Consider the following 12175-nt stretch of genomic DNA (forward strand, 5'->3'; position numbering starts at 1 on the left):
CACCACAGACGGGGTGATTTCTGGGATTGGGCACTGAACATGGTTGCAGAGCATGTTCAATCCAGTCTTGCCCTACTGGCTACTGGGCAAGCAGGCTATCCTGTACACACATTTTGGCCTATAACCCGATTCCACCCCCACTTCTCATCAAAAGCGGCTTCAAAGTGCATTTGTGGTGATCGTGATCGGGGCGCATGAATTTCGAGCCTGCGGGTGCTGAACCCGGAGTTCATCTTGATATACGTGCTGTGTAGTGAAAGTTCACTTGTCCGAGGTAGGATGATCCGCGACCATCCCCGCCACCGGAGCTGACCAGGACAAACACGGCTCCGGCGACACTTGAGGAGATCTCTATGTCCCCGATCAGCAGGACAGCTCTGTCCGCTGCCGCAGCCGTTCTCGCGCTGACACTGACCGCCTGTTCGTCCGGCGACGATGCGGACAAGCAGAGTGCTGACGATGCACAGACCCAGGAATCAACGGAGGAGTCCAGCGAAGCCGCTGGTTCCAAGGGGGAATCCGGATCCGCCGAGGCGGCCGGCCTCGACCCGAATAATCTGCCCGATCCTGTCGCCACTCAAGACATCCCCGCGACCGTCAAAGGTGACGACGAGGCAACGATGACTGTTCAGCTGTTCCCATTGAAGCGGAAGGGCGAGACTCTCGTGGCGCAGTTCGCGTTCACCGTGAACTCGGAGAAGGCGGCCGATGAGGATGATCCCGGCGACAATCTCTACGGTTACCTCGGCAATGGAAGCTGGAGTCCGTTCCTTGTCGACTCTCAGAACCTGCGCAAGCACCATGTGCTCAAGTACAGCGTCGATAAAGCACAGACGGACTCTGTGGGTACGAACTTCAAGCCCGGCCAGACCCACTACGCTTTCGCTGTCTTTGCCGCACCGCCACCGGACGTCGATGAAGTTGAGGTCTCTGTCGTCGACGGGATGAATCTCGTTACCGGAGTGAAGATCTCGTGAAGCACGCAGCTGCCGGACCGGTCGCGGTGCTGTTGGCTGCCGGCCTCGTTGTCGCCGGTCCAACCGCATCTGCATTCGCTGACCCTGTGACTCCGCAGGATATTGCCGATCGCGGTACTCCGACACCGGATGACTTCACTGATCCTGACCAGTCGCGGATCGACGAAAGTATCGTCGAACTCGAACCTGGCATCCATGACCTGGAGAAGGGGATCGAAGACGTTGAGACGACGAAGGTCAGCGGCGGCGACACCGTGGTCACCCTCGATACCGATATCCTTTTCGACTTCGACTCGGCCGAACTGAGCGAGGCCGCGAAGAAGAAGATCAAGGAACTCGTCAAGGACCTGCCCACCGACTCCGAGATCATCGTCGGCGGACATACGGATTCCAAGGGCGAGGACGACTACAACAAGAAGCTCTCCGAAGACCGTGCGAAGGCCGTGGCCGACGTGCTCACCTCGGAGAACTCCGACCTTGACGTGGCGGCAAAGGGCTTCGGCGAGTCCGAGCCCGTCGAGTCGAATGAGAAGAACGGCAAAGACGACCCCGAGGGCCGGGCGAAGAACCGTCGCGTCGAAATCCGCTACGAAGACTGAGCCTGATCTTGGGCTGTTCGGGAAGAGCGGCTGAGACCATTGACGAACCTGACAGCACTGCATAGCGTCTCTTTCAATAGATGGTCATACATGAGGCAACTTCGGTGACGTCGGCCCTGATCCGGCGGCGAAGCAGCCGGTTCGGGGACCAACGGAGGGCAACCGATTGAAGACAGTCATCATCGGAGGCGGCGTGGTCGGGCTGACCAGCGCCTACGAACTGGCGCTGAGTGGACACGACGTCACCGTCATCGAGGCTGCCCGATGCGGTGCGGGTGCCTCCCACGGAAATGCCGCAAAGATCGCTATCGCCGAGAGCACCCCGGTGCCTGCCCCAGGGGTGCTGCTTCAGGGGATCCGATGGATGCTCAAGCCCGACAGCCCACTATCGATCAAGCCGTCCCTTGCGCCCGGCTATCTCAAATTCCTTTTGCAGATGGCCAGGCACTGCAACGCACGTGACTTCGAAGCCGGACTCGACCTCCACCTGCGCCTCGGCGAGGATGCGAACGATCTCTTCGATGAGTACCAGGCTCAAGGCATCGACTTCGAGATGCACGACCGTGGTGTGCTGCTGGCTTTCGAGACTCGGGAACGCTTCGACGAGCACTGTGCGAGCCTGCCCGCTTTCGAGGCCGCGGGCCACCGGCCGCGGCGACTGCATGATGACGAAGTCCGCGAGGCCGAACCGGCTCTCAGCGATCGAATCCGCCACGGTCTGTCCTTCTCGGCTGACCGACAGATCGAACCCGATTCTCTGACAGCGGGCCTCCTCGCGAAACTCTCTGATCTCGGCGTAGTCGTGCGAGAAGACACTCGGGTCGGACGCTTCGTTCGCTCCGGCGACGCTGTGACCGCAGTTGTCACCTCGGACTCGGAGGTCATCAAGGCCGATGCACTTGTCATCTCGGCCGGTGTCCCGTCCGGCGTGTTGGCCGGGCAACTCGGTCAGAAGGTCCCGATCTACTCGGGCAAGGGCTACAGCATTGACTACTCACCCGCTCCGATTCAGCTGCGCACATCCCTGACCCTCGAAGATGCTCGCGTCGCCCTCACTCCGCTGAACGGCATGCTCAGGCTCGCGGGCACGATGGAGTTCGGCAGCACGGACGACGACGTCAACGAGGTCCGCGTCGGTGCGATCCGCCGCGCGGCTCAGGAAGCATTCCGTGATTGGGGCGACGGTCAGGGAGAACTGGCTCCATGGGCTGGGTCGCGCCCCATGACTCCTGACGGCCTTCCCGTCATCGGGCGCCTGGACTCCGTGAAGAACGCCTACAACAACTCCGGAGATTCGATGCTCGGTCTGACATTGGCACCGGGATCTGCTCGGCTGCTATCCGGACTCATGACTGGTGGAAGCTCGACGCTGCCCGGTGAGCAGCTCGCTCGTGTGTCCCCGAATCGTTCCTGAACGATTTACGTCAACGCCGCACGGGCCCGAACTCACGAGGATGGGCTCATGACCACACAGCAAGTCGCCGGCAGCGAAATCGTGGGCTGAGGCCCGCCCGAGCAGAGACGAGGGAACGTGAAGAACAGACAGCTCATCCAGGCCGTCGATGTTCACGCGGCCGGCGAACCCGGTCGCGTGCTCATCGGCTCGGGACTGCGGGTCAAAGGTGCCACGATGGCCGAAAAGCTCCGATACTGCGAAGAGCACCTCGACGACTTCCGGAACCTCATCCTCCACGAACCCCGCGGCTATCCCGGCCTGTGCTCGCCGATCGTCGTGCCTGCGACAGATCCGAGCTGCGATTTCGGAATGATCGTGATGGAGCAGGGCGGGTTCAAGCCGATGTCGGGGTTGAACCTCATCTGCACCGTCACGGCGCTGATCGAGACCGGATCCGTCGACGTCAGCGAACCGGTCACTGAGCTGCGCATCGATACCGCCGCCGGCATCGTCACGGTCCGCGCCGAGGTGGAAGCGGGCCGAGCAACGTCGGTGACCTTCGACAACGTCCCGGCATTCGTCCACGGACTCGACCTGCCGCTCGAGGTGCCGGGGTATGGGACGATCCCCGTCGACATCGTATTCGGGGGTCAGTTCTACGTGCAGACTGCGGCGGACAGCCTCGGCGTGGACCTTGATCCGGGCAATGCCGAGGAGATTATCAGAGCGGCCAGCGTGATGCGGCAGGCGGCGAACGAGACCTTCGAGGTGAGGCATCCTCTCATCCCGGAGATCGACGCGATCGGTCTGCCGCTGATCCACGGGCCCGCCCGCACAGCGGGCACCGACGGACGCAATGCGGTCGTCCTGCCCAACGGCATCGTCGACCTCGACGATCCGAGGACGTGGACGGGGACGTTCGACCGTTCGCCCTGCGGCACCGGCACGAGCGGCCGAGTCGCAGCCAAGCACGCCCGCGGCGAACTGGCCGTCGGTCAGCGATCCGTCCACGAATCGATGCTGGGAACGACCTTCACCGCCGTGGTGAAGGAAGAGACCGAGATCTGCGGACTGCCGGCCGTGATCCCCTCGATCACCGGGCGCGGATGGATCACCGGATTCCAGCAGCTCGTCCTCGAGCCCGACGATCCGTTCCCGATCGGCTTTACCGTCGGTGACATCTGGAGCGGCGGCACGAGCGCGGCGGAACCGGCAGAAGAGAACTGAGAACCCGCAGACGAGAACCGAGGAACGGACAAGGATCCGCAGGGCCGATGACCGATCGAACGATAGTCTGCTGGGTAAGGGCAGTGGTCGACGCCGACACGATCGACCGCACATGAGGAGCACACAATGACGAATGAACCCGACCGAATCTCTTTCGATGACCTTGTCTCGGCCATCGAAGAGAAGCTCGTGGCCGCCGGCGCTTCGCCTTCGGTGGCCGAAGTGCTGGCGACCAACTGTGCCACCTGTGAGCGCGACGGCACTCTCAGCCACGGAGTCTTCCGGGTCGCCGGCTACCTCGATTCGCTGACCCGCGGCTGGGCGGACGGGGCTGCGGAGCCGAACATCGACGTTGTCGGCCCCTCCTATATCCGCATCGACGGACGCAACGGCTTCGCGCAACCCGCACTCGCCGAGGCGCGTCCGACGATCGACGAGGCGGTTGCCGAGTCCGGCGTCGCTGTCATCGCCCTGCGCAGTACCCATCACTTCAGTGCTCTGTGGCCCGACCTCGAAGCCTTTGCCCGCGAGGGGCGGGTGGCGATGGGCATGATCGCCAGCGGCAAGCTCGCCGTCGTTCCCGAAGGGGCCACGCGCCCGGTCTTCAGCACCAACCCGTTCGGTTTCGCCACTCCCGTGGCTGGTGCGGACCCGATCGTCTTCGACTTCTCCACATCGTCGATGTCCCACGGGGACCTGCAGCTGCTGCGGGCCGAGGGCCGGGACGTTCCGGTCGGGACCGGGGTCGACTCGACCGGCGCGGACACCACGGATCCCAGCGCCATCCTCGACGGCGGCGGAATCCGGCCCATCGGCAGGCATAAGGGTGCACTGCTGTCGTTCATGATCGAAACGCTGGCGGCCGGGCTGACCGGCGGTGCCTTCACCTACGAGATCGACGCGGAGGCCCCCGACGGTGCCCACACCTTCCGCACCGGTCAGCTCTTCATCGTCCTCGACCCCGAGCGCGGCGGCAACGACGCCTACCTGGGCCGAGTCCGCGAATTCGTCGATATGCTCCGCGACGCGGGCATGGATCGTCTGCCCGGCGATCGTCGCTACGTCAATCGCGCCGAGGCGGCCGACCGAGGAATCCCCGTCACGGATTTGATCCGCTCAATTCTCAACTGAAACACTGCGGACCGGGTGGCCTGCCGCCCGATCCTCAGCCATACATCCTCCACCACAGCAGCGCCACGTGCAGCGCCGTGCGTGACTCCGCATCATCGAGTGAGACGCCGAGGCGGTCCTGCAGACGCGTAATCCGCGCGTAGAGCGCGGGCCGGGACAGGTGCCCGGCCCGCGCCATCGCGGATTTGTTGCCACCGTGGGAGAGGTACAGCTCGAGGAAGTCGAGCAGTCCCTCATCTGCGGAATCCGCGGCCGGCGACAGCACCCCGTCCCGGCGACCGCCATCACGACCGGAGGCGCCGAGCAGCGGCCACAACTCTCCCTCGGCGAAGGCGCGCAGCCGCGAGTCCTCGGCCAACAGAGACAGCAACCCGCGGATACGCACATCCGAGGAGCGGTAGAACGAGCGCTCACGCACATCGAGAGTCGAGGCGACCTCGGCGACGTGGGACGCCGCTTCAAGACCGGCGACAGCCTGAAGCAGAGAGGTGCTGCTCCGGCCGACCCCGACCACCCAGCTGGCTGCAAGCCCCTCGAGCTCGGCGAGGAGGCGGTTGAGCCAGTCATCGGCCTCCTCGGTGCTGCGCGGACTCTGCTGCGACCGTCTGCCTCTCCCGCGACCAGGTGCCAGGACGAACCCGAAAGCCCCCGACTGCAGGCTCGTCATGAGCACACACAGATTCAGGCGCGAAGCGGCGGAAGTGATCTCCTGCGTCAGGCCCCGCTCCTGCAGCTGCACTCGAGTCGGATCGGTGTCGGCTTCACGGTCGATCCGGATGACCACCGGAGTGAGCTCGGCCCCGTCGGCCGGAGTGAATCCCAGTGAACGGGCACGTTCCAGCGCCGCACGTTCGTCGAGTCCTTCTGAGTCCGTGATCTCTCTGATCAGCCCGCTCTGAGCCTGCAGCAGCAGATCCTGCTCATCGCGATCGGCCATCCGGGTCAGCGTCAGGGCTTCACCGGCGCGTTCGATCACCTGATCGAGATCGGCGACGGACTCGGCAGCACCGGGGACGACGAGCCGACCCCACCGGCGAGACCGCAGACCCACCGGAGTCTGCCGCCACCGCGTCGCATCCAGCCCGTCGGGCACCGGATTCGCACCGCTGACGAGGTCGGCCCACTTCTGCGCAAGAGCCTGCGAACCGCGGCCGGAATGTGCGAGCACCCGATGGGACACATCCTCGAGAACGACTGCCGTGCCGAGCAGCTCGGCCGTGCGATCGACGATCGTCTGCGCCTCGGCCCGATCGAGGCTCAGCTGCGTATACGTCTCGTGGATCTCCCGAGCATGTTCGAGCCGCGAGATCTGCTGCGCGAGCAGACTGCGATGCGCGAGCTCGGTGATCCTGACGAACTTCACCCGCCGCGGCAGGACGATGACGGGCAGCTCCCTCGCCGAGGCGGCCTCCCGCACGATCGCGCCCGCCGCCTCGTCGAAGGCCGAGTCCTCGTCGACGAGTTCGATGATCGTCCCAGCGGCACCCGCGCGTTCGAGCTGGTCGAGGAACTCCGCCATCGCCGCAGGCGAATGACGGAAGGTCGTGGCCGTGGTCAGCACGAGTTCCCCGCCTTCGAGGAAGCGCTCGACGTGTTCGGAGTCGGCGATGTGGACCCAGCGGATCGCCCGGTCAAGACAAGCAGTGCCGGCCAGCACGAGCGGCTCCGCGGCACTGATCACCTCGAACTCGAGCAGACCGGCGATGCTCAGCGATGATCCGCTCGATTCCCACACGCTGTCCATTGACACAGTGTAAAGCCAGAGCGGAACATTCTGACACTCTGACGCTTTCGGGATCGGTGCGGCAGATCGAAGATGGACTCAACCGACTCTTCGACGACGCAGAAGGAGCCTTCATGGCAACGCTCACCCATTGGATCAACGGACAGGCCGTGACCGCGGACACCGACACCCGCCTCGGCGAAATCACGAATCCGGCCTCCGGTCAGGTGACCGGCCAGGTGGCGCTGGGGTCGAGGGCCACCGTGGAATCGGCGATCGACGCCGCTGCGGCGGCCTTCCCCGCCTGGCGCGACACCTCTCTGGCGAAGCGGACGTCGATCCTCTTCGCCTTCCGTGAGCTGCTCAACGCGCGCAAACAGGAACTGGCTGAGATCATCACGGCCGAACACGGCAAGGTCGTCTCCGACGCCCTCGGCGAAGTCGCTCGCGGCCAGGAGGTCGTCGAATTCGCCTGCGGCATCGCCGGCCACCTCCGCGGCGGTCACACGCAGAACGCCTCGACGAAGATCGATGTCCACTCCCTGCGCCAGCCGCTCGGCGTCTCGGCCATCATCTCGCCCTTCAACTTCCCGGCCATGGTGCCCATGTGGTTCTTCCCCGTGGCCATCGCCACCGGCAACACCGTCGTCCTCAAGCCCTCGGAGAAGGACCCCTCGGCGGCGAACTGGCTGGCCGAACTGTGGAAGGAAGCGGGACTGCCCGACGGCGTGTTCAACGTCGTCCACGGGGACAAGGAGGCCGTGGACACGCTGCTCGAGAGCCCGGAGGTCGCCTCGGTGTCCTTCGTCGGCTCGACTCCCATCGCTCAGTACGTCTACGAGAACGGCACCGCCACCGGCAAACGCGTCCAGGCCCTCGGCGGGGCGAAGAACCACATGCTGGTCCTGCCGGATGCCGATCTCGACCTCGCCGCCGATGCCGCCGTCAACGCCGGCTACGGTGCGGCCGGTGAGCGCTGCATGGCGATCTCCGTCGTCGTCGCCGTCGAGTCCATCGCCGATGAGCTCGTGGCCAAGATCGCCGAACGCACGCGGACCCTGCGGGTCGGTGACGGAGCGGACGAACCGGACATGGGACCGTTGGTCACCGCCGCCCACAGAGACAAGGTCGCCGGCTACATCGACGCCGGCGCGGCCGAAGGCGCCACCATCGTCCTCGACGGTCGCGAGAACACGGCCGATGCGGGCTTCTTCCTCAACCCGACGCTGTTCGACCATGTCAGCCCCGATATGTCGATCTACACCGACGAGATCTTCGGCCCCGTCCTCGCCGTCGTCCGCGTCCCCGGCTACGACGAAGGCCTCGGGCTCATCAACTCCAACCCCTACGGCAACGGCACCGCGATCTTCACCAACGACGGAGGAGCGGCCCGCCGCTATGAGACCGAGGTCGAGGTCGGAATGGTCGGCATCAATGTGCCCATCCCCGTGCCGGTGGGCTATTACTCCTTCGGCGGGTGGAAGAACTCGCTGTTCGGAGACACCCACGCCTACGGCGACGAAGGCGTCCACTTCTTCACCCGCGGCAAGGTCGTGACCTCGCGCTGGCTCGACCCCAGCCACGGCGGACTCAACCTCGGATTCCCCACCAACGACTGACCTCTCACGCACAGCCACCTCGGCGAAGGAGCACCCATGACCACCACCGCGGATTCCCCGCTCACCGAATCGCGCGTCGACGTCGACCGCATCGACGCCGACCGCATCGACGCCGGGCGCCGTGCCCACGAACTCGACCGGGCCCACGTCTTCCACTCCTGGCAGGCGCAGGGTCCCTTCGACCCGATGACGATCATCGACGCCGCAGGATCCTATGTCTGGGACGGTGAGGGCCGGAAGCTGCTCGACATGTCCTCACAGCTGGTCAACACGAACATCGGCCACCAGCACCCGAGCGTGGTCGCAGCGATCCAGGAGCAGGCGGGCAGGCTGTGCACGATTGCCCCGCAGTACGTCAACGACGCCCGCTCCGAGGCGGCTCGACTCATCGCCGAGCGCACCCCCGGAGACCTCGACCATGTGTTCTTCACCAACGGCGGGGCCGATGCGAACGAGCACGCCATCCGCATGGCGCGGCTGCACACCGGGCGGACGAAGGTGCTCTCGGCCTATCGCAGCTATCACGGCGGAACCCAGCTGGCCGTCAACGTCACCGGCGACCCGCGACGGTTCGCCAACGACTACTCGGCCGAAGGCATCGTCCACTTCATGCCCGCCTACCAGTACCGCTCCTACTTCAACTCGAGTTCCGAAGCCGAGGAGACGCAGCGGGCACTGGCCCACCTCGAAGACATGATCACGCTGGAAGGACCGGGCAACATCGCCGCCCTCATCCTCGAGACCGTGCCGGGCACTGCCGGGATCTACGGTCCTCCGGCCGGATACCTCGAAGGTGTGCGCGAACTGACGGCGAAGCACGGGATCGTCTTCATTGCCGACGAGGTGATGGCCGGTTTCGGGCGCACCGGTCGCTGGTTCGCACTCGATCATTGGGGCGTTGCGCCGGACCTCATCACCTTCGCCAAGGGAGTGAACTCCGGATACGTGCCGCTGGGCGGTGTCGCGATCTCGGACGCGATCTTCGAGACCTTCCGCGACCGGGCCTACCCGGGCGGTCTGACCTATTCGGGCCACCCGCTGGCCTGTGCGGCCGCAGTGGCGACGATCAACGCCATGGAGACCGAGGGGATGGTCGACAACGCCGACCGCCTCGGCGCTGAGATCATCGGACCGGCACTGCAGGAGATGGCCTCTCGCCACCCCTCGGTCGGTGACGTGCGGGGACGGGGCTGCTTCTGGGCGGTCGAGCTCGTGCGCGACCGGGTGACGAAGGAACCCCTGGCCGCCTACGGCGGAAGCTCACCGGAGATGAACGCGGTCGTCGCCGCCCTCAAATCCGGGGGAGTCCTCCCGTTCGCGAACTTCAACCGGATCCACGTGGTGCCGCCGCTGAACATCGGGGACGCGGATCTGCGCTTCGGACTCGACGTCCTCGACCAGGCGCTCGACGTCGCCGACGGATTCGTGGCCTGAGGGTCCATCTGTGCTCCGCCCGGAATGTGAGCGCTATTGCATTCTGCTCCGGGCGGAGCGCATTTGCCCACGTCAAAAGTGAACATCCGGTAAACGGAGTGGAGTAGGGTCGAACTGCGGATGAAGATCGGCAGAAGTCGAGGGTAGACTTCAGCGGGATAGTGATCGCTGGCCGCCAGCTGCATCATCCACGGTCCGAATAGTGTCTACACCCAAGGTCGATTAGTGGAAATCATCTTCGTTGTCGTGCTCGTCATAGCACTGGCACTGTTCTTCGACTTCACCAACGGCTTTCACGATACGGCCAATGCCATGGCCACGCCGATCGCCACCGGAGCCATCAAACCGAAGACGGCGGTCACGCTCGCCGCGATCCTCAACCTCGTCGGCGCCTTCCTCTCCACCGAGGTGGCCAAGACCATCTCCGGCGGCATCATCAAAGAAGGCGGCGGGGGAGTGCAGATCACTCCCGACTTCATCCTCGCCGGTCTCATCGGCGCCATCGTCTGGAACATGGCGACCTGGCGCTTCGGCCTTCCCTCCTCTTCGTCCCATGCGCTCTTCGGCGGCCTCATCGGCGCGGCCATCGTCGGTGCCGGACTCAGCTCCGTCGACTTCGGAGTCTTCCTGTCCAAGGTCGTGATTCCGGCGTTGGCCGCGCCGATCATCGCCGGGTTCAGCGCGTACCTGTGCACCCGCATCGCCTACGCCATCACCCGCCGCAACAAGGAAGGCAAGACCGCGCGTCGCGGACCGTTCAAGTACGGGCAGATCTTCTCCTCCTCGCTGGTGGCGCTCGCGCACGGCACGAACGATGCACAGAAGACGATGGGTGTCATCACCCTCGTGCTCGTCTCCGCGAACCTGCAGGAACACGGCACCGGCCCCCACATCTGGGTCATCGCCTCGTGTGCTCTGGCGATCGCGCTCGGCACCTACGTCGGCGGTTGGCGCATCATCGATACCCTCGGCACCAAGCTGACGACGGTCAAGGCCGCTCAGGGGCTGTCCGCCGAAACCTCGACCGCCGCAGCCATCCTCGCCTCCTCGCACCTCGGCTTCGCCCTGTCGACGACCCAGGTTGCCTCCGGCTCGGTGCTCGGCTCGGGGCTCGGCCGCAAAGGCGCCGATGTCCAGTGGTCGACGGCCGGGCGAATCGCTTCGGGCTGGCTGTTCACCATCCCGGCAGCCGCCATCGTAGGCGGGCTCGCCGCCGGGATCGCCCACCTCGGGCTGGTCGGTGTCATCATCGATACGGTGGCCGCAGTCATCGTCGTCCTCTGGATCTACTTCAGCTCCCGCCAGACCAAGGAGACCGACCTTTCGGGCTTCGACACCGTCGGCGAGGCAGTGAACATTCGCGGTCGCAAGCGCAAACTGCGCAAGGACCGCAACCGCAAACGAGCCCGTGCCAGGCGTGAAGCCCGCCGAGAGGCGTGGGCAGAGAAGCAGGCTGCGAAAGAGAAGCGTCGCGCTCGAGGTGCGAAGAAGAAAGCCCGGGCCCCCCGCCCTGAGGGCGCGAATGGTTCCGTGCCGCAGGACTCGCCGGCCGGGACTCAGGTTGAGGCTCAGAAGGACTCTTCGGTCGGGGCCGAAGCCAGCGACAAGGGAGACGCGAAATGATCGAGTGGAGCTCGTTCGTCATCGTTGCGGCCGCGACCTGGATCTCGGCGATCATCGTCATCACCCTCTTCTCCTCGGCCGTGCGGATGCGCGCGGTTCATCTCGATCGAGTCGAAGAGGGCAGGGGCAACTCGCTGCTCAAGGCCGGCTATTGGGCGGTCTTCAGCATCTGCGGACTCGTCGTCCTCCTCGGCGTCTACCTCATCGTGCCGGCACTGCACGGGGCCTGAAGCCGAGGCCGTACGAGCTCACTACGAGCGCCACGGGGCGGCGGGTGTTCACCACGCCTGATCGCCCCATACCTCCCGCACCACGTGCCGGCAGCGTCACGCACCGGCAGCCTCACGCACCGGCAACGTTCATGTACCGGCAGCGTCACGTACCGGCGGTTCGGCATCAGTCACCGTTAGTGACATCTCCTGCCGTTGCATCGGTGCGTTATGGCG

Annotated in this window: 10 protein-coding genes; 9 read left to right on the forward strand and 1 reads right to left on the reverse strand. The window is 65.1% G+C overall.

Features of this window, described 5'->3' with window-relative positions:
* Nucleotides 1–353: 353 nt before the first annotated feature.
* The 5 genes from ACPUD7_RS16550 to ACPUD7_RS16570 all read left to right on the forward strand — a co-directional run bounded on the left by ACPUD7_RS16550 (nt 354) and on the right by ACPUD7_RS16570 (nt 5330).
* On the forward strand, nt 354–977 hold the full coding sequence (locus tag ACPUD7_RS16550) for a hypothetical protein (protein ID WP_135539890.1): 624 nt from the start codon (nt 354–356) through the stop codon (nt 975–977).
* On the forward strand, nt 974–1576 hold the full coding sequence (locus ACPUD7_RS16555) for an OmpA family protein (RefSeq protein ID WP_101598897.1): 603 nt from the start codon (nt 974–976) through the stop codon (nt 1574–1576). The genes ACPUD7_RS16550 and ACPUD7_RS16555 overlap by 4 nt, the downstream gene beginning before the upstream one ends.
* A gap of 166 nt (nt 1577–1742) precedes the next feature.
* Nucleotides 1743–2990: an FAD-dependent oxidoreductase gene (locus tag ACPUD7_RS16560; protein ID WP_135539892.1), complete on the forward strand. Its 1248-nt coding sequence runs from the start codon at nt 1743–1745 to the stop codon at nt 2988–2990.
* A 117-nt stretch (nt 2991–3107) separates the two neighbouring features.
* Nucleotides 3108–4199 carry a proline racemase family protein gene (locus ACPUD7_RS16565; RefSeq protein WP_135539893.1) on the forward strand — a complete coding sequence of 364 codons (1092 nt, stop codon included), beginning with the start codon at nt 3108–3110 and terminating at the stop codon, nt 4197–4199.
* Nucleotides 4200–4325: 126 nt separating this feature from the next.
* Nucleotides 4326–5330 carry an Ldh family oxidoreductase gene (locus ACPUD7_RS16570; protein ID WP_135539895.1) on the forward strand — a complete coding sequence of 335 codons (1005 nt, stop codon included), beginning with the start codon at nt 4326–4328 and terminating at the stop codon, nt 5328–5330.
* Nucleotides 5331–5364: 34 nt separating this feature from the next.
* Here the strand turns inward: ACPUD7_RS16570 and ACPUD7_RS16575 are convergent, their stop codons facing one another.
* The gene (locus ACPUD7_RS16575) at nt 5365–7074 is read right to left on the reverse strand and encodes a PucR family transcriptional regulator (RefSeq protein ID WP_135539897.1); all 1710 of its coding nucleotides are present in this window, start codon (nt 7072–7074) and stop codon (nt 5365–5367) included.
* Between the two features lie 113 nt (nt 7075–7187).
* Between ACPUD7_RS16575 and ACPUD7_RS16580 the strand changes: the two genes are divergently transcribed.
* From ACPUD7_RS16580 to ACPUD7_RS16595, 4 genes are all read left to right on the forward strand, one after another.
* Complete coding sequence (locus ACPUD7_RS16580; RefSeq protein WP_425120526.1) at nt 7188–8672, forward strand: CoA-acylating methylmalonate-semialdehyde dehydrogenase; 1485 nt, start codon at nt 7188–7190, stop codon at nt 8670–8672.
* 36 nt (nt 8673–8708) lie between these two features.
* Entirely contained in the window at nt 8709–10106 is a 1398-nt protein-coding gene (locus ACPUD7_RS16585; protein WP_425120527.1) for an aspartate aminotransferase family protein, read from the forward strand.
* Nucleotides 10107–10331: 225 nt separating this feature from the next.
* Complete coding sequence (locus ACPUD7_RS16590) at nt 10332–11729, forward strand: inorganic phosphate transporter (protein WP_135539902.1); 1398 nt, start codon at nt 10332–10334, stop codon at nt 11727–11729.
* The gene (locus ACPUD7_RS16595) at nt 11726–11959 is read left to right on the forward strand and encodes a hypothetical protein (protein WP_135539904.1); all 234 of its coding nucleotides are present in this window, start codon (nt 11726–11728) and stop codon (nt 11957–11959) included. The genes ACPUD7_RS16590 and ACPUD7_RS16595 overlap by 4 nt, the downstream gene beginning before the upstream one ends.
* Nucleotides 11960–12175 lie beyond the last annotated feature (216 nt).

Source organism: Brevibacterium sp. FAM 24630 (assembly GCF_049804075.1).
Lineage (GTDB): Bacteria > Actinomycetota > Actinomycetes > Actinomycetales > Brevibacteriaceae > Brevibacterium.

Coding starts and splice junctions, on each gene's coding strand:
- ACPUD7_RS16550 (WP_135539890.1), top strand. CDS start 354: ATGTCCCCGATCAGCAGGACAGCTCTGTCCGCTGCCGCAGCCGTTCTC.
- ACPUD7_RS16570 (WP_135539895.1), top strand. CDS start 4,326: ATGACGAATGAACCCGACCGAATCTCTTTCGATGACCTTGTCTCGGCC.
- ACPUD7_RS16575 (WP_135539897.1), bottom strand. CDS start 7,074: ATGGACAGCGTGTGGGAATCGAGCGGATCATCGCTGAGCATCGCCGGT.
- ACPUD7_RS16580 (WP_425120526.1), top strand. CDS start 7,188: ATGGCAACGCTCACCCATTGGATCAACGGACAGGCCGTGACCGCGGAC.
- ACPUD7_RS16585 (WP_425120527.1), top strand. CDS start 8,709: ATGACCACCACCGCGGATTCCCCGCTCACCGAATCGCGCGTCGACGTC.
- ACPUD7_RS16595 (WP_135539904.1), top strand. CDS start 11,726: ATGATCGAGTGGAGCTCGTTCGTCATCGTTGCGGCCGCGACCTGGATC.